Below are 17,699 nucleotides of genomic sequence, written 5' to 3'. Positions count from 1 at the left end.
CCGCCCCTCACGCCCGCGCCGGGAACAGGCCCGCCGGCTTCAGGATCAGCACCGCCGCCATCAGCACGTACATCGCGATCCCCGCGAACGCGGGGCCGAGGTCCGCCGCCAGCGCGGGCGGCAGCACCGAGCGCAGCAGCGGCGGCAGGAAGGCGCGGCCGGCGGTGTCGACCAGCCCCACCAGCAGCGCCGCGACGAAGGCGCCGCGCACCGAACCGATGCCGCCGATGACGATCACGACCAGCGCCGGGATCAGGATCGCCTCGCCCATGCCGATCTGCACCGCGCTGATCGGCCCCATCAGTGCCCCGGCGAGCGCCGCGAGGGCCGCGCCGAGCGCGAACACGAAGGAGAACACGCGCCCGACGCGCACGCCCATGAATTCCGCCATCTTGCGGTTCGACGCGCCCGCACGCACCAGCATGCCGACGCGAGTGTGATTCACCAGCACGTACAGGCCGACCGCGACCAGCAGCCCCACCGCCAGCAGCACCAACCGGTAGGCCGGATACGGCAGCTCCGGCAGCAGCTGCACCGGCCCCGCGAGCGCCGCCGGTGTCGTTGCCATCACCGGCGACGGCCCCCAGATCGCCTTCACCGCGTCGTCGGCGATCAGGATCACGCCGAAGGTCGCGATCACCTGCGCGAGGTGGTCGCGCGCGTAGAGCCGCTTCACGATCAGCAGCTCGAGGACGAAAGCCACCAGCACCGTCGCCGCGACCGCGACCAGCACCGCGCCGACGAAGCTGCCGCTCGCCTCATGCACGCGCGCGGCGACGTAGGCGCCGGCCATGTAGAGGGAACCGTGCGCGAGGTTCATCGTGTCCATGATGCCGAACACGAGCGTGAGGCCGGCCGCGAGCAGGAACAGCATCAGGCCGAAGCCGAGGCCGTTGAGGAGCTGCTCGAAAACGAAGATCGGATCCATCGGGGGAAATCGGGATAAAGCCGGACAACGCGAAAGCGCGGCGGACGGGCAGCCCCGCCGCCGCGCCTGAAGATGATGCGCTTACTGCTTGCAGTCGCCGACGTAGGCGTCCTGGTGCTTCTCCATCACGGTGCCGACGAGCTTGTTCGTGAGCTTGCCGCTCGCGTCCTTGTCGACAACGCGCAGGTAGTAGTTCTGCACCGGGAAGTTGTTCGCGCCGTACTTGAACTCGCCGCGCACCGACTTGAAGTTCGCCTTCTTCAGCGCCGCGATCACCGCCTCGCGATCGGCGACCTTGCCACCGACCTCGCGCACCGCCGCGTCCATCGCCATCACGACGTCGTAGGCCTGCGCGGCATACACGGTCGGGTAGCGGCCGTTGTACTTCTTGCGGAAGGCCTCGACGAACTCGACGTTGGCCGGCACCTTGAGGTCGTGCGCCCAATGCGCCGTGTTCAACATGCCCAGCGTCGGCTCGCCGACCGCCTCGATGACGTCCTGGTCGGCCGTGAAGCCCGGCGCGATCAGCGGGATGTCCTTCAGGCCGCCGCCGACGTACTGCTTGATGAAGTTGATCCCCATCGCCGCGGGCAGGAAGGCGAAAACGGCGTCGGGCTTCGCCGCACGGATCTGCGCGATCTCGGCGGCGTAGTCGATCTGGCCGACCTTGGTGTAGATCTCATCCTTCACCGTGCCCTTGTAAAGGCGCTTGAAGCCGCCGATGTGGTCCTTGCCCGCCGGGTAGTTCGGCGCGATCAGGACCATGTTCTTGAAGCCCTTCTCGTTGGCGACCTTGCCGGCGGCCTCGTCGTAGGTGTCGTTCTGGTAGGAGACGCCGAAGAAGTACGGGCTGCACTGCTTGCCCGCGAACAGGCTGGGGCCGGGGTTGCTGGACAGGAAGGGCACCTTCGCCGCGAACAGCGCCGGCCCGACCGCCAGCGCCGAGTTAGAGGCCACCGGGCCGGTGAAGAAGTCGATCTTGTCGCGCTGCAGGAAACGGTTCACGAGCTGGTTCGCCTGCTCCGGGTTGCCCGCGAAGTCCTGCTGGATGAACTCCGCCGGCTGACCGCCGAGCTTGCTGCCGAGGCGCTCCACCGCGAGGTTCAGGCCGTCGCGCGTCTCGGCGCCGATCGTCGCGAACGGACCGGAGATGTCGAGCGCGACCCCGACCTTCACCGGTTCGGCATGGGCGGCAACTGCACCGCACAGTGCGAGGGAGACTGCGACGTTCTTCAGCTTCAGCATGGACGCTCCTGATCGGGATTTCTGTGGCAATGGCCGAGAACCAGCGAGATTATCACGGGCGCTTAGCGCGGACCCACCTGCATAGGCGATCGGCGCAGGCGCCGCAGCCGCCGGGCTCGCTATACTCGCACCGACCGGGGACATCGCGACAACACCGCCCCCCGGCCGTCGCGGACACACGCCACCGGGGAAATCGCCTTGCCCAACGATACCGACGTCAGCCCATCCGCCCTCGCGCCGCTGCGCCAGCCGATGTTCCGCATGCTGTGGATCGCATGGCTCGCCGCGAACATCACGATGTGGATGAACGACGTCGCCGCGGCCTGGCTGATGACGTCGCTGACGACCAGCGCCTTCATGGTCGCGATGGTGCAGGCCGCCTCGACGCTGCCCGTGTTCGTGCTCGGCCTGCCGAGCGGCGCGCTGGCCGACATCATCGATCGGCGCAAGTACTTCGCCGCAACCCAGCTGTGGATCGCGGTGGCGGCGATCCTGCTGTGCGGACTCGCCCTGGCCGACGCGCTGACCGCGGAACTGCTGCTCGCGCTCACCTTCGCCAACGGCATCGGCCTCGCGATGCGCTGGCCGGTGTTCGCCGCGATCATCCCGGACCTCGTGGCGCGCCGCGACCTGCCCGCCGCGCTCGCCCTCAACGGCGTCGCGATGAACATGTCGCGCATCATCGGCCCGGTCGTCGCGGGCGCGCTGCTCGCAGGCGCCGGCAGCGCCTACGTGTTCCTGCTCAACGCGCTGCTGTCGATCTTCGCCTTCGTGATGATCCTGCGCTGGAAGTCCGAACCGAAGGTCAGCGCGCTGCCCGGCGAACGCTTCCTCGCGGCGATGCGCGTGGGCCTGCAGCACGTGATGCAGTCGCCGCCGATGCGCGCGGTCCTCGCGCGGATCTTCCTGTTCTTCCTGCAATCGACCTCGCTGACCGCACTGCTCCCCCTCGTCGTACGCGACCTCCACGCGGGCGGCGCGACGGCCTATACGAGCCTGCTCGCGGCGATGGGCGGCGGTGCGATCCTGGCGGCACTGAACCTCGAGCGCCTGCGCCACCGGCTGGAACGCGAGGACTTCGTGCACTGGGGCACCCTCGTCCATGCCGCAAGCGCCGCCGTCGTCGTCCTCGTACCGACACTGTGGGTCGCGATTCCCGCGATGTTCGCCGCCGGCATGGCGTGGATCGCCACCGCGAACGCGCTCACGGTGGCGGCGCAGATGGGGCTGCCGAACTGGGTTCGCGCCCGCGGCATGTCGATCTACCAGATGGCCCTGATGGGCGGCAGCGCCGCCGGCGCCGCGGTGTGGGGCTACGTGGCGAACCTGACGTCGGTCACCACCAGCATCCTCGTCGCTTCCGTCGTGGGCCCGGTGGTGCTGCTGCTCACCCGCCGCCATGCGCCGATCGGCGCGCACGACGTCGACCACAGTCCCGCGGCCGTCGTCGCGATGCTGCCCCCGCCGGCCATCGACATCGAACCCGACGAGGGACCGGTGATGGTGACGATCGAATACCTGATCGACCCCGCGCGCGCTGCCGGTTTCAACGCCGTGATGCAGGACACCCGCCGCGCCCGCCTGCGTCAGGGTGCGCTGTCCTGGGGCCTGTTCCGCGACACGGCGCGGCCGGAGCGCTACATCGAATATTTCCTCGACGAGAACTGGATCGAGCACCAGCGGCGCCTGGAACGCTTCACTGCCGCGGACCTGGGCCTGCGCGAGCGGCGGCTTGCCTTTCATATCGGCCCCGACGCACCGCTGATGCGCCGCTATGTCGCGGAGTCGGTCGATGGTCGGCCGGGCGGCGACGCCGATACGCGCTAAGCCGCCGCTTCAGCCTGCGTCGTGCGGGCCCGTCCTGCCGTAGAGGCGACGCAGTTCGTCCTTCGCCGCCTCCAGGCATGCGCGCCGCTCGACGGAGAGGTTCCTGCCTGCCCGGTTGATGTAGAAGTTCAGCATCGACATCGCCGAGCGGAACGGCTCGGTCTTCCGCTTCACGCTGGCCTCGGCAGATCGCTGCAACGAAAGCGCGACTTCCCGCGGATCCTCGAGCGAAAAGACCCCCGGCTCGAGATCCAGCGCCCGGCTGCTTTCGGTAACCTTCTGCGACCAGCCTCGAGCGGCCAGCACCATCGCGTGGCCGCGGCTAGGCGCGCGGCCCGCGCATCGCCCGGACACAGGCCCAGGCGATGATGCCGAAGAGGACAACCACGCCCAACACGTGCTCCATGCCTATCTCCATGGTCGGGAACGGGCGTGAATTATGCGCCCAACGCTGCTTCATGGCTCCCTTGCCCGGCACGCCATCCCCTGCAGCCCTTCACTTCTCGGTGCGCGGCGGCCCCGGCTCGGACGGAGAACCCTTTCCGAGCAGGTAACCCGCGAGCGTCCCCAACAGACCCATCACCGGCGCGACCTGCTGGTCCGTGTATCCGGCCACCACCAGGAACAGCGCGCCGGTGATGATCAGCACCGTGCCGAAGACGCGCAGGATTGCCTCCGGCGACGGACGCGAACTGCGCATCAGCCCGGCGCACAGCACGAGCACGACGATGCCGAAGATCAGCACCACCGCGCTCATCGTCATCGCGTTCTGGTTCGACCACCACTCCGGCCCGGCGGCGGGCGGCGTCACGACGGCCTTCCCCGGCGCCGCGGGCACCTGCGACAGTTCCCGGTCGAGGTCGGCCATCTGCTTGTCGAATTCCGCCTTCGTCATTGCCCGCCCTCCAGCGATCTCACGCGCTGCCTCAGCAGCTCGACCTGCTTCTCGAGGAGGTCCACCTTGCGCTGCAGCACCGCATTCTCGCGGCGCAGCGACGTGACGTCCCCGGACGACTCACCGCTGCGGCTCATTCCCGGCACCTGCCGATCGCGGTCAGCTCCGGGGGGCGATCCCGTTGCCTGCTCCGGAGGGACGGGGGCCGGCACGGTTGGTGGCGACTCGCTTCCTGACGGCGTCCCGGTGGCCAGCCCTGGGCGCTGCGGCGCCCAGACCGGCCCCGCCGCGAAAACGGCCAGCAGTGCAACTGCAAGGAACTTGCGCATGACGCCCTCCGCACACGGATGCGTTCGTCGATGCCATTGACGGGACCGTTCGGCCGCCGGCACCGGCGGCTAGTCAATCGCCATGGGGCAAACGCCCCAAATGCATGATAGGACAGAAAAACCGGCGGTGCCGGCAGCGCCCGACCGGTAAAGCCGCACCGCAACCGGTCTGAAACCGGGCGTTGACTACAATCCATACATGCCGCCACCGGAACCGGACACCATGCCCCGCTACGCACACACCGTGGATGGAAAGCGCTACCGGTTCGCCGATCTGAAGAGCCTGCTCGCCAAGGCCACGCCGGCGCGTTCGGGCGACCAACTCGCCGGCATCGCCGCAGGCAGCGACGAAGAGCGCGTCGCAGCCCGGATGGCGCTCGCCGCACTGCCGCTGGCGACCTTCCTCGACGAGGTGCCGATCCCCTACGAAGAGGACGAAGTCACCCGCCTCATCATCGACGAGCACGACAAGACCGCCTTCGCACCGGTCAGCCACCTCACCGTCGGGGACTTCCGCAACTGGCTGCTGTCCGAAGCCGCCGACGCAGCCGCGCTCGCCGCCCTCGCGCCCGGCCTCACGCCCGAAATGGCGGCAGCCGTCAGCAAGATCATGCGCGTGCAGGACCTGATCCTCGTCGCCAAGAAATGCCGCGTCGTGACCGCCTTCCGCAACACCATCGGCCTCGCCGGCCGCATGGCCACCCGCCTGCAGCCCAACCACCCGACGGACGATCCCGCCGGGGTCGCCGCCAGCATCGTCGACGGCCTGATGTACGGCTGCGGTGATGCGGTCATCGGCGTCAATCCCGCCAGCGACAACGTGCACACCGTCACGACGCTGCTGCGCATGCTCGATGCCGTCATCGCCAAGTACCGCATCCCGACCCAGGCCTGCGTCCTCACCCACGTCACGACCACGATCGAGGCCATCGGCCGCGGCGCCCCGGTCGACCTGGTATTCCAGTCGATTGCCGGCACCGAATCCGCGAACGCCGGCTTCGGCATCAACCTCGCCGTGCTCGCCGAAGGACGCGACGCGGCCCTGTCGCTGCGGCGCGGCACCGTCGGCGACCACGTCATGTACTTCGAGACCGGCCAGGGCAGCGCCCTGTCGGCCAACGCCCATCACGGCGTCGACCAGCAGACCTGCGAGGCGCGGGCCTACGCCGTCGCGCGCAAGTTCAAGCCCCTGCTGGTGAACACCGTCGTCGGCTTCATCGGCCCGGAATACCTGTACGACGGCAAGCAGATCACCCGCGCCGGCCTCGAAGACCACTTCTGCGGAAAGCTGCTGGGCGTGCCGATGGGCTGCGACGTCTGCTACACCAACCACGCCGAAGCCGATCAGGACGACATGGACGCGCTCCTGACGCTCCTCGCCGCCGCCGGCGTCAATTACGTGATGGGCGTGCCCGGCTCGGACGACGTCATGCTCAACTACCAGTCCACGTCCTTCCACGACACCCTGTACATCCGCCAGGTCCTCGGCCTGCGCCCCGCGCCGGAGTTCGAAGCCTGGCTGCGCGACATCGGCATCTTCGCGCCGGGCGAGGCGCTGGCGCTCGCGCAGGACCTGCCCGCCCCCTTCCGCCACGCGCTCGCGAAGCTCGACTGAGGATGCAGTGATGGACGACCCCGCCGACACGCCCGTCATCCCCGACACCTGGGGAAAACTCCGCCGCTTCACCCCTGCCCGCATCGCGCTCGGACGCGCCGGCACCAGCCTCCCGACCCAAGCCCAGCTCGACTTCCAGTTCGCCCACGCCCGCGCGCGCGACGCCGTCCATCACCCCCTTGCGACCGGCGTCCTGCGCACGGCGCTCGCGCAACGCGGCCACACCGTCGCCACGGTCCGCAGCGCCGCCCCCGATCGCCGGACCTACCTGCAGCGCCCCGACCTCGGGCGGCGCCTGGACGAAGCCTCGCGGGCAGCACTCGCCGCACTCAGTGCGGCCGACGACGCGCCCTTCGACGTCGCCTTCATACTCGCCGACGGGCTCTCCGCCTTCGCCATCGAGCAGAACGCCCTGCCCTTCCTCGACGCCATGCTGCCCCGCCTGCCGGCCCCGGCGTGGAAGCTGGCCCCGCTCGTGATCGCCGCACAATCCCGCGTCGCCCTCGGCGACGACATCGCCGTCACCTTGCACGCGCGCATGGTCGCCATCCTCATCGGCGAACGCCCCGGCCTCAGCTCCCCCGACAGCCTGGGCATCTACCTCACCTGGCAGCCCCGCATCGGCACGACGGACGCCCAGCGCAACTGCATCTCCAACATCCGCCGCGAAGGACTCGATATCCACCTCGCGGCCGACAAGCTGCTCTGGCTGATGAACGAGGCACGCAGCAGGCAGCTGTCCGGGGTATCCCTCAAGGACGACACGCAAGCGCCCGATGAACGCCTCGCTACGCCGGCGACGAACTTCCTGCTCGACTCGCGGCCGTAACCGGAGGGTGGGGTGCCGCACGGTGAAGCGGCCCGCACAATGCCCAACGTACTCCGCCTGCACGCAGATGAGTGGCCAGACGGGCCGCGATGAGCGATATTTCAGCCCCTGCCACGCCGCGGTGGCCGAATGGCAACCCACTTCCTGTCGAGACTCACGAATTGAGAATCCTGCATACCGCCGACTGGCACCTCGGCCGCGTCTATCACGGCGTGTCGCTGCTCGAAGACCAGGCTCAGGTCCTCGACGACCTCGTCGCGCTGATCCACGCCGAAAAGCCCGACGCCGTGCTCGTGGCCGGGGATATCTACGACCGCTCCGTCCCGCCGGCCGAGGCCGTGCGCCTGCTCGACGACACCCTCACCCGCATCGTGATCGGCGAGCGCGTGCCGGTCATCCTGATCGCCGGCAACCACGACAGCCCCGACCGCCTCGGTTTCGGCGCCCGCCTGCTGTCCGAGGCCGGCCTGACCGTGCGCGGCACCGTCACGGCGGACATCGCGCCGGTGATCCTGCGCGATGCCGACGGCGAGGTCGCGTTCTACCCCCTGCCCTACGCCGAACCCTCGATGCTGCGGCACTGCCTGGCCGAGGACTCCATCGCGGACCATCACGCCGGCCTCAAGGCACAGCTGAACCGGGTGCGCGAACGCCATGACCGCTCGCGGCGCTCGGTCGTCCTCGCCCACGCCTTCGTGATCGGCGGCACGGCCTCGGAGTCGGAACGTCCCCTCTCGGTCGGCGGCACCGAGGCGGTGGGCAGCGACGTCTTCGACGGCATCGATTTCGTCGCGCTGGGCCACCTGCACCGCCCGCAAACACTGGAAAGCGGTCGCCTCGACTACGCCGGCTCGCTGATGAAGTATTCCTTCGCCGAAACCGGGCACGCCAAGAGCGTCTCGCTGGTCGACATCGACGGCCGCGGCCGCACCGCAATCCGCCGCGTGCCGCTCACCCCGCGCCGCGACCTGCGCGTCCTCGAAGGTCCGCTCGAGGACATCGTCCGCCAGGCGGCCGACGACCCGCGCCGCGACGACTACGTGCTGGCACGCATCTCCGACACCGGCGCAATCCTCGACGCGATGAGCAAGCTGCGCACGGCCTACCCCAACGCGCTTTCCATCGAACGCCCGCAGCTGTCCGGCAGCGGCGCCGGTCTCGACGCCGGCACGGATCACCGCAAGGTCGAGACGCAGGACCTGTTCGCCAGCTTCTATCGCGAGATGACCGGCGCCGACCTGGACGAACCCGCCGCGCAGCTCCTGCATGCCGAGATCGCCGCCCTCGCCCGGGCCGATCGGGAGGCCGCGCAATGAAGCCCTGCCGCCTCGCCCTGCAAGCCTTCGGCCCCTTCGCCGGCCGCGAGGAAATCGACTTCGGCGCACTGCCCTCCGACGCCCTCTTCCTCATCCACGGCCCGACCGGCGCGGGCAAGACCTCGCTCCTCGACGGCATCTGCTATGCGCTCTACGGCGAAACCTCCGGCAGCGAGCGCTCCGCCAGGGAAATGCGCAGCCACCACGCCCCGGACAGCGTCCTGACGGAAGTCGAGTTCGAGTTCGAACTCGCCGGCACGCGCTACCGCATCCGCCGCTCGCCCGAGCAGGAACGCACCGCCCTGCGCGGCAAGAAGGAACTGGTCAAAACGCCGGCAAAGGCCGAGCTTCACGTCCACGACGCCGCCGCCACAGGCGACTGGACGCCGCTGGTGAGCAAGACCACCGAGGTCACCGAGCGCATCGTCGCGCTCCTGGGCTTCGAGGCCGACCAGTTCCGCCAAGTGATCATGCTGCCCCAGGGGCAGTTCCGAAAACTCCTGACCGCCGACTCCAGGGATCGCGAGAAGATCCTCGAAGCGCTGTTCTCGACCGAGACCTACAAGCGCCTGCAGGAACGCCTCAGCGGCTCCGCGCGCCAGCTCGAACAACAGGCGGAGGCGGCCAGGACGCGGCGCACGACGCTGCTGGAGCAGGCCGGCGCGCAATCCGGCGACGAACTGGCCGCGCGCGTGAGCGAATCCGAAACCCGCCTTGCCGAGCTCGCCATCCAGGAGAAGCAGAGCCGCAGCGACGACGCCGCGGCCTCTGCGGCGCTCGCCGCAGGCGAAGCGCTGACCGCCCAGTTCAAGGAAGTCGACCTGGCGCAGCAGGCCCTGGAGAAACTGACGGCCGGGGCGGCGCTCGCGGATGCGCAACGGCGCGAGCTGGAAGACGCCACGCGCGCGCAGAACGTCATCCCCGCGCACGCAGGCTTTACCGAGGCACGCCGGCACCAGCAGCAGCTTGCCGAGCAGACCGGGACGGCCAAAGGCAGCGCGGAAAGCGCGACGGCGGCACTGTCGGTGGCCGAAACCGTGGTGACTGCGGAAACCGCTCGCGCAGCCGAGCGCGATGCCGCTGCACGCGAACATGCGCGCCTCGAAGGCCTGCGCGAGACCGTGCTGGGACTGAAAGTCGCACAGCGCGAGCTGGCCGCGGCCGACACCTCCGCACGCTCGGCCCTGCAATCGCTCGCCGGACTGCAGACGCAGCACGACAACCTGACCACCCAACGCAGCGCGCTGCAGCAGGCCATCGAACTCCACGGCCCGCAGGCGAACCGCTGCGACGCCCTGCAGGTCCAGATCGAGCAGCAAACCCAGCGCGTCGCTGCGCTCACCCGGCTTGCTGCCGCAAAGGCCACGCTCGCCACGAACCAGACCGAAGCCGGCAACCGCAAACGCGCCTTCGAAGCGGCGCAAACCGCTCGCCAGCGCGCGCTCGAACACAAGGAAGCCCTCGAAGCACGCTGGCGCGACGGACAGGCCGCCGTGCTCGCGCACCACCTCGCGGACGGAGAGCCCTGCCCCGTCTGCGGCGGCCTCGAGCATCCCCACCCCGCCGCGAGCGGCGAGGCCGTCCCGAGCGAAACGGAGCTGCGCGCCGCCACCGCCGCGCTGCAGAAAGCCGAAGGCGCGCTGGATCAGGCCCGATCCGCCCATCACGAAGCCGCCAACCGGGTCGCCGCCGACGAATCGACCGTCACGACCCTGCTGTCCGGCCTGCCCGCTGAGGTGCCCGATGCGGCGGCGGCACGACAGGCCCTGCAGACGCTCGAACGGGAACTCGCCGCCGCCAGGCAGGCCGCGACGGCCTTGAACCTGGCAAGAGCCGGGATCGAGACCTGCGATCGGGACCTCGCCGCCACGACGCAGGCCGTGGAGCTTGCGCGCGGCAAGAGCGAGGAAGCGGGACTCGCGGCCGCCACGGCGGCGTCGCGGGTCGCCGAGCGGTCCGCCCAAGTCCCCGCCGACCTGCGTGAAGACGACGCGCTCGAGCGCACGATCCGTGCGGCGCAGGTGCGCAGCGACCAGCTCCTCGAACAACTGAAGACGGCACAGGACGCACATCGACAAGCCCACGCCGCCGACGCCGCCGCCCGGGCCACCCTCGCGACCCTGAGCGAATCGCTCGCCGCGGCCGAACGCCGCAGCACCGAGGCGCGCGAAACCCTCATCCGCAGTTTGAACGAACACGGTTTCGCCGGCGAGGACGGCTTCCTGCAGGCCCGTCGCTCCCCCGATGCGATCGCCGCCTTGCGCACCAGCCTGCAGGCGCACGACGAAGCGCTCGCCGCCGCCAAGGAACGCGTGGCACGCGCCGAAGGCTGCGTCGCGGAGAAAACGCCGCCCGACCTACCCGCACTGAAGAATGTCCAGAGCGCAACGCGGGAGCGCGTCGAAGCGCTTGTCGCGCAGCAGAACACCCTCAAGGAGAAGATCGCCCACGAGCGCAGGACGCTGGACGCGCTCGCGGGCATCCGCCGGGAACTGGGCGGCATCGAAGACCGCTACCGCGTAATGGGCCACCTCGCAGCCATCGCCAACGGCGACAACAGCCGCAAGCTCACCTTCCAGCGCTTCGTCCTCGCCGCGCTCCTCGACGACGTGCTGCGCCAGGCATCGCTGCGCCTGAAGGCCATGAGCTGCGGCCGCTACACGCTGCAGCGCCGGACCGACGTCGCCGACGCCCGCAAGGCCTCGGGACTGGACCTGGAAGTCTTCGACGACTACACCGGGCGCGCCCGCCCGGCCAGCACGCTCTCGGGCGGCGAAGGCTTCATGGCATCGCTGTCGCTCGCACTCGGCCTGTCGGACGTCGTCCAGTCCTACGCCGGCGGTATCCAGCTCGACACCCTCTTCATCGACGAGGGCTTCGGCAGCCTCGATCCGGAATCGCTCGACATGGCCATGAAGGCGCTGATCGACCTGCAGCAGAAGGGCCGCATGGTCGGCATCATTTCCCATGTCGATGAACTGAAACGGCAGATCGACACGGGCATCGAGGTGAGCCTCGGGGCCGCCGGAAGCCATGTCCGGATTCGGGGATGCGCATGACCACGCAGGAACGAATCGCCAAGGCCATGGCAGACAGGGTTCATGCCGGAACCCGCTGCGGAGTAACCGGGTGAAACTGTTCTACGCCGACCACTTCGTCCTGCCGCTGCCCGCCGGGCACCGTTTCCCGATGGAGAAGTATTCGCGCCTGCGCGAGCGGCTATGGAACGGCGGCCTGTTCTCGCACGACGATTTCATCATTCCCGAGGCGGCCACCGATGCCGAGATCCTGCGGGCGCACGACGCGGCGTACCTTGATCGCGTTGCGAGCGGAACGCTGGACGCCGCCGAACAACGGCGCATCGGCTTTCCGTGGTCGGCGCAGATGGTGGAGCGCTCGCGGCGCTCGGCGGGGGCGACGCTCGCGGCGTGCCGGCACGCGCTCGTCGAGGGCTGCGCGGCGAACCTGGCCGGCGGCACGCACCACGCGCATCGCGATTTCGGGTCGGGCTTCTGCGTATTCAACGACGCGGCCATCGCCGCGCTGGCGATGCGTGCGGAGGGCCGTGCGCGCACGGTGGCGATCATCGACTGCGACGTCCACCAGGGCGACGGGACGGCAACGATACTCGGCGGCGTCCCGGACGTCTTCACGCTGAGCCTCCACGGCGAGAAGAATTTCCCCTTCCGCAAGGCGAGCTCCAGCCTCGACATCGAGCTTCCCGACGGCACCGGCGACGCGGATTACCTCGCTGCGCTGCGCCATGGCCTGGAGCAGGTGTTCGCGACGATGCAACCGGATCTCGCCATCTATCTAGCGGGGGCCGACCCCTATCGCGACGACCGCCTGGGCCGTCTGGGGCTGAGTTTCGAGGGGCTCGCGGCGCGCGACGAGCTGGTGCTGCAGCGCTGCGTCGCGCATGGCACGCCGGTGGCGGTCGCGATGGCGGGCGGTTACGCGCGCGAGATCGATGACACGGTCGCGATCCACGCGACCACGGTCACGACGGCGGCGCGCTTCGCCCCGGTCCTCGGTTCGGCGGCGCGAGGGCGGCACGAGGAATCACCCCCCGCGCCCCTGCCGTCCGGGCGCTGAGAAGAAGATCAGCGCGCCTGGCGGCGGCTGCGTTCAGCCCGCAACAGCCCGGCAATGTCGGTATTGCCGTTTTCCAGCGCCCAGGTTTCGGCCGTGAAGCCGGCATCGTTCTTCTGGTCGAGATCGACGCTGGTCTTGAGCAGGCGACGGACAACGTCGATATGGCCATTGCGCGCCGCCAGCATCAACGGACTGGAACCGTTCGGCGCCAGCGCAGCGACGTCCGCCCCGCGCGCGAGCAGGCGATCGACGATTTCGGTACGCCCCTCGAAGGCGGCGTACATCAACGGCGTCCAGCCATCGTGGTTCACCTCCGCACCCGCCTCGAGCAGCACGTCGACGACGGCGGTCTCACCCTTGAGCACCGCCATCATCAGCGCGGAATCGCCCGCCGCGTTGCGCAACGACACCTTGGGACGATGCTTGAGCAGCTCCTTCACGGTATCGAGGTTGCCTTCGCGCGCGGCGAGGATCAGCAGGGAACTGCCCTGGGCGTCCACGGTGTTCGGATCCAGGCCGCGCGAGATCAGCTGCATGAGCTGCGGCGTATCGCCGCGGCGCGCCGAGCTGAGCGCATCTTCGTAACTGTCGGCGTGCGCCGCGGCGCCGAGGAGCGCGCTTGCGAGGATCGCGGAGATGACGAGGCGCTTGATCGATTCAGTGGGCTTGGGCATGGCGGAACAGTCGGAAGAAGTTTTCGGTGGTGGCGGATTCGATGCGTTCGAGCGGCTCGTTGCGCAGGCGGGCGATCTCTTCGGCGACATGGACGACCCAGGCGGGCTCGTTGGTCTTGCCGCGATGCGGCACCGGCGCGAGATACGGCGCATCGGTTTCGATCAGCAGGCGGTCGAGCGGCACATATTGCGCGACGGCCTTCAGGTCCTTGGCGCTCTTGAACGTGACGATGCCGGAGAACGAGATGTAGAAGCCGAGATCGAGGGCGGCCTCGGCGACTTCGCGCGATTCGGTGAAGCAGTGCATCACGCCGCCGGCCTCGCCGGCCCGCTCCTCGCGCATCAGGCGCAGGGTGTCATCGGCGGCGGAACGCGTATGCACGATCAGCGGCTTGCCGCACTTGCGGGCCGCGCGGATGTGGGTGCGGAAGCGTTCGCGCTGCCACTCGGGCGCGTCCTTCTGCCAGTAGTAGTCGAGCCCGGTCTCGCCGATCGCGACGATCTTGGGGTGGTCGGCCAGCGCCAGCAGGCGCGCTTCGTCCGGCTCTTCCACGCCGTCGTTGTCCGGATGCACGCCCACCGAGGCGAACAGATTGGCGTGGCGCTCCGCGAGGGCGAGGACGCGGGGGAAATCTTCCATCTTGACGCTGACGCACAGCGCGTGGCCGACGCGGTTTTCCGCCATCGCTGCGAGGATGGCCTCTTCGCGCTCCGCCAGGTCGGGGAAATCCAGGTGACAGTGTGAATCTACGAACATCGATGAAGCTTCACAGAGTATGGGTGGGGCGGTTCGAGCCGAGGTGCCCGGCGAGGATCTGCTCGATGCGCGCACGCAGCGCCTTGCCGGATTCGTCCGAACTGAAATGCACGCCGATACCCTGGGTCTTGCCGCCCTGCGCGCCGTGGGGCGTGACCCACACGACGGTCGCCGCGACCGGATGCTTGGTCGGGTCGTCCATGAGCTGCAGCAGCATGAAGACCTCGTCCCCGAGCGCATGCACACGCGGCGTCGGCACGAAGATGCCGCCATTGGCCAGAAAGGGCATGTAGGCGGCGTACAGCGCGGACTTCGAGTTGATGTTCAGCGACAGCACGCTGGGGCGTGCGACGCTCGGTTTGGGAGCTTCGCTCATCGGCGGGTTCCGGTCACGGCGCGCGCATAGCGCAGGAGCATGTCTTCGAGCATCAGCCTTGCATTCAGCGGATGCTGTACGACCCGGCGAATCCGGGCGAGTTCATTGTAGCAGTTCGTCACCGCGGCCACGCTCGTGCGTTGGGCGAGCGCGGCGATGACACCATCCTCGCCGGGAAAGAAGCGCACGCGCCCGCCGAGGCGCAACGATGCGAGGTCGGTGACCCAGCGCTGGATCCACTCGACGAGCTGCGGCATGCCGAAGCCGGCGGCGAGCGCTTCCTTCGACTTGAGCCAGCTTTCCCATTGGCCGGCGAGTTTCAGCGGATCGCCGGCCGGCAGCGCCGCGATGTCCTTCACGAAGCGCCGCAGAAGGGCGTCCGAGCCGCTCTTCGCGAGGCGCTGGGCAGCGAGCGGCATGCCGCCGGTGAGCGCGAGCAGATCCGCGGGCGGCGCGTCCGGGCCCAAGAGCCATTGCGCGACGACGTCATCGGCCGGACGCGAGAAACTCCACTGCTGGCAGCGGCTGCGGATCGTCGGCAGCAGGCGGCGCGGCGCCGACGACACGAGCAGGAAGATGCAGCCTTCCGGCGGCTCTTCGAGCAGTTTCAGCAGGGCGTTGGCGGTGAAGGCATTCATCGCCTCGGCCGGATCGACGACGATCACGCGCCGGCTGCTCTGGTGTCCGGTCACCGAGAGCGTTTCCTGCAGGTCGCGGATCTGTTCGATCCGGATCTGCGAGGACTTTTTCTTGCCGCTGCCCCCCTCGCCGCCCTCGCCGCCTTCCCCGCCCTCGCTCTCCGGCGCCGCATCGGCTTCAGGAACGATGGGCAGCAGGTCGGGGTGATTGCCGGAAAGGCGCAGCTGGCAGGGCACGCAGTGACCGCAGGCGTGCCCGTCCACTGCAGGGGCCGAGCACAGCAGGCGAGCCGCGAGCGTATCGGCGAGGTCGCGCTTGCCGAGGCCTTCCGGCCCGACGAAGAGCAGCGCATGCGGCAGCCGCCCGCCGAGGCCGACCAGCCGCTGCCAGGTGTCCGCCAGCCAGGGATGGATCATCGGAAGAAACGCTCCGCGACGATCGCCTCGATCTCGGCACGGATCTGTTCGGGCGCACGGTCGGCCGCGATGACGCAGATACGCTGCGGGGCCATGTGCGCGCGTTCGAGGTAGGCCGCACGCACGCGCTCGAAAAAGTCGCGCTGCTCGCGCTCGAAGCGGTCCGGTGCGTTGCCGGTGTTGGCGACGCGTGCGGCGGCGACTTCCGGCGGCAGGTCGAAGACGAGGGTCAGGTCGGGCTGGAAGCCGGGGTGCACCCAGTCCTCGAGGGCGGAGAACTTCGCCGCGTCGAGCCCGCGTCCACCCACCTGGTAGGCGTAGGTGGCATCGGTGAAGCGGTCGGACACCACCCAGCTGCCGGCCTCGAGCGCCGGATGGATGCGGGCGGCGAGATGTTCGCGGCGCGCGGCGAACATCAGCATCGCCTCGGTCTCGAGGTGCATGGGTTCGTGCAGCAGAAGCTCGCGGAGTTTTTCGCCGAGGGCCGTGCCGCCCGGTTCGCGCGTCTGGTCCACGGTCAGCCCGCGCGCCTGCAGGAGCGCGACGACCGCCGCGATCTGGCTGCTCTTGCCCGCCCCGTCGATGCCTTCGAAGGTGATGAAGCGCCCGCGGGCGCGCGTCTGGTTCAACTTCCCGATCCCCGCTGATAACGATTGACGGCCTTGTTGTGGTCGTTGAGGTTGGAGGAAAACTCGCTGGTCCCGTCGCCGCGCGAGACGAAATACAGGTATTCCGTCTGTGCCGGGCGGACCGCGGCGTTGAGCGATTCCTCGCCCGGCATCGCGATGGGCGTCGGCGGCAGGCCGGCACGCGTGTACGTGTTGTACAGGTGGTCGGTTTCGAGGTGCCATTTCTTCAGGCGGCCATCGAAAGTTTCGCCGTAGCCGTAGATCACCGTGGGGTCGGTCTGCAGACGCATGCCGATGCGCAGCCGGTTGGCGAAGACCGAGGCGACCAGTCCGCGATCCTCGGGCCGTCCGGTTTCCTTCTCGACGATGGATGCGAGGATCAGCGCTTCGTAGGGCGACGAAAGAGGAACCCGCGGATCACGCGTTTGCCACGCCTGCGCGAGGCGCTGCTTCATCGCCGAATAGGCGCGGAGCAACACCGCGGTTGCGCTCGACTGCTTGTCGAAGAGGTAGGTGTCTGGGAAGAACAGCCCTTCCGGATGCGTTTCCGTCGCCCCGATCGCACGCAGGATGTCGGCGTCGGCAAGGCCGGCGGTGTCCTGCAACAGGTGCGGATTGGATTCCAGCGCCGCGCGCACCTGGCGGAAGTTCCAGCCTTCGACGAAGCGGACTTCCGCCTGCGAGACGTCGCCGCTGGACAGCTTCAAAATGAGCATCCACGGCGTGATGCCCTGGTGCACCTCGTAGCTGCCCGCCATGATGCGGCCGGCCTTGCCGGTGATCCGCGCGATCCAGTACAGCGCCCGCGGACTGACGTCGACGCCCGCCGCAGCGATCGCCGCCGCCGCCTGGCGCATCGTGTGCCCGCGCTGGACCGTGAAGTCGACGACCGGCTGCGCCAGATTGAGCGGACGCTGCGCATACCACCACGCGGCGGCGGACACGGCTGCGACGGCGAGCGCGAGTGCGATCAGCAGGCGGAGAACGAGGGGCTTCATCGGGACGGTTATCGTGGCGCGACGCGCGGCGAGGAGGCTGGCGGAAATGTTTGGCCCGCAACCATTGCGTCTGCGGGGCCCTATAATACTTCATCCCAATTCCACATCCCTCCCCCGCCCCGACAAACGCA

At 69.1% G+C, this 17,699-nt stretch carries 17 protein-coding genes; 6 read left to right on the top strand and 11 right to left on the bottom strand.

All coding sequences use genetic code 11. The features are described 5' to 3' along the window. Window positions 1-7 precede the first annotated feature (7 nt). Both BW991_RS18670 and BW991_RS18665 read right to left on the bottom strand, forming a co-directional pair. Window positions 8-928: a branched-chain amino acid ABC transporter permease gene (locus tag BW991_RS18670; RefSeq protein ID WP_076603631.1), complete on the bottom strand. Its 921-nt coding sequence runs from the start codon at window positions 926-928 to the stop codon at window positions 8-10. Between the two features lie 81 nt (window positions 929-1,009). Next, window positions 1,010-2,173, bottom strand: a complete 1,164-nt coding sequence (locus BW991_RS18665; protein WP_076603630.1) for an ABC transporter substrate-binding protein — start codon at window positions 2,171-2,173, stop codon at window positions 1,010-1,012. A 198-nt stretch (window positions 2,174-2,371) separates the two neighbouring features. Here BW991_RS18665 and BW991_RS18660 point away from each other — a divergent pair, with 198 nt between their 5' ends. Next, the gene (locus BW991_RS18660) at window positions 2,372-4,000 is read left to right on the top strand and encodes an MFS transporter (RefSeq protein ID WP_076603629.1); all 1,629 of its coding nucleotides are present in this window, start codon (window positions 2,372-2,374) and stop codon (window positions 3,998-4,000) included. Between the two features lie 9 nt (window positions 4,001-4,009). Here BW991_RS18660 and BW991_RS18655 read toward each other — a convergent pair whose 3' ends face one another. The 3 genes from BW991_RS18655 to BW991_RS23935 form a co-directional block, all read right to left on the bottom strand. Further along, window positions 4,010-4,309 (bottom strand): DUF3175 domain-containing protein, encoded by a 300-nt coding sequence (locus BW991_RS18655; protein WP_076603628.1) that lies wholly within the window; start codon window positions 4,307-4,309, stop codon window positions 4,010-4,012. Between the two features lie 187 nt (window positions 4,310-4,496). After that, window positions 4,497-4,895: a hypothetical protein gene (locus BW991_RS18650; protein WP_076603627.1), complete on the bottom strand. Its 399-nt coding sequence runs from the start codon at window positions 4,893-4,895 to the stop codon at window positions 4,497-4,499. Next, window positions 4,892-5,032, bottom strand: a complete 141-nt coding sequence (locus BW991_RS23935) for a coiled-coil domain-containing protein (protein ID WP_157058422.1) — start codon at window positions 5,030-5,032, stop codon at window positions 4,892-4,894. The genes BW991_RS18650 and BW991_RS23935 overlap by 4 nt, the downstream gene beginning before the upstream one ends. A gap of 415 nt (window positions 5,033-5,447) precedes the next feature. Here BW991_RS23935 and BW991_RS18645 point away from each other — a divergent pair, with 415 nt between their 5' ends. From BW991_RS18645 to BW991_RS18625, 5 genes are all read left to right on the top strand, one after another. Further along, a complete protein-coding gene (locus BW991_RS18645) occupies window positions 5,448-6,839 on the top strand; it encodes an ethanolamine ammonia-lyase subunit EutB (protein ID WP_076603626.1) in 1,392 nt (463 codons plus the stop codon). A 10-nt stretch (window positions 6,840-6,849) separates the two neighbouring features. Further along, a complete protein-coding gene (gene eutC, locus BW991_RS18640; RefSeq protein WP_076603625.1) occupies window positions 6,850-7,668 on the top strand; it encodes an ethanolamine ammonia-lyase subunit EutC in 819 nt (272 codons plus the stop codon). Window positions 7,669-7,829: 161 nt separating this feature from the next. Further along, window positions 7,830-8,984: an exonuclease SbcCD subunit D gene (locus BW991_RS18635; RefSeq protein WP_076603624.1), complete on the top strand. Its 1,155-nt coding sequence runs from the start codon at window positions 7,830-7,832 to the stop codon at window positions 8,982-8,984. Continuing rightward, entirely contained in the window at window positions 8,981-12,043 is a 3,063-nt protein-coding gene (locus BW991_RS18630) for an AAA family ATPase (RefSeq protein WP_076603623.1), read from the top strand. Before BW991_RS18635 ends, BW991_RS18630 begins: the two co-directional genes overlap by 4 nt. 70 nt (window positions 12,044-12,113) lie before the next feature. Next, on the top strand, window positions 12,114-13,079 hold the full coding sequence (locus tag BW991_RS18625; RefSeq protein ID WP_076603622.1) for a histone deacetylase family protein: 966 nt from the start codon (window positions 12,114-12,116) through the stop codon (window positions 13,077-13,079). Between the two features lie 8 nt (window positions 13,080-13,087). On the opposite strand, the gene BW991_RS18620 is transcribed toward BW991_RS18625, so the two are convergent. From BW991_RS18620 to mltG, 6 genes are read right to left on the bottom strand one after another with little or no spacing between them, the layout of a single operon-like run. Further along, on the bottom strand, window positions 13,088-13,753 hold the full coding sequence (locus BW991_RS18620) for an ankyrin repeat domain-containing protein (RefSeq protein ID WP_076603621.1): 666 nt from the start codon (window positions 13,751-13,753) through the stop codon (window positions 13,088-13,090). Then, on the bottom strand, window positions 13,737-14,510 hold the full coding sequence (locus BW991_RS18615) for a TatD family hydrolase (RefSeq protein WP_076603620.1): 774 nt from the start codon (window positions 14,508-14,510) through the stop codon (window positions 13,737-13,739). The genes BW991_RS18620 and BW991_RS18615 overlap by 17 nt, the downstream gene beginning before the upstream one ends. A 10-nt stretch (window positions 14,511-14,520) precedes the next feature. Next, complete coding sequence (locus BW991_RS18610) at window positions 14,521-14,886, bottom strand: PilZ domain-containing protein (RefSeq protein WP_050416460.1); 366 nt, start codon at window positions 14,884-14,886, stop codon at window positions 14,521-14,523. Then, window positions 14,883-15,941 (bottom strand): DNA polymerase III subunit delta', encoded by a 1,059-nt coding sequence (holB, locus tag BW991_RS18605; RefSeq protein ID WP_076603619.1) that lies wholly within the window; start codon window positions 15,939-15,941, stop codon window positions 14,883-14,885. The genes BW991_RS18610 and holB overlap by 4 nt, the downstream gene beginning before the upstream one ends. Then, on the bottom strand, window positions 15,938-16,570 hold the full coding sequence (gene tmk, locus BW991_RS18600) for a dTMP kinase (protein WP_084205153.1): 633 nt from the start codon (window positions 16,568-16,570) through the stop codon (window positions 15,938-15,940). The genes holB and tmk overlap by 4 nt, the downstream gene beginning before the upstream one ends. Next, the gene (mltG, locus tag BW991_RS18595) at window positions 16,567-17,568 is read right to left on the bottom strand and encodes an endolytic transglycosylase MltG (RefSeq protein ID WP_076603618.1); all 1,002 of its coding nucleotides are present in this window, start codon (window positions 17,566-17,568) and stop codon (window positions 16,567-16,569) included. Before mltG ends, tmk begins: the two co-directional genes overlap by 4 nt. Window positions 17,569-17,699 lie beyond the last annotated feature (131 nt).

The organism is Aromatoleum tolulyticum, assembly GCF_900156155.1.
GTDB classification, from domain to species: Bacteria; Pseudomonadota; Gammaproteobacteria; order Burkholderiales; family Rhodocyclaceae; genus Aromatoleum; species Aromatoleum tolulyticum.
This window is presented reverse-complemented; position numbering and strand designations above follow the sequence as displayed.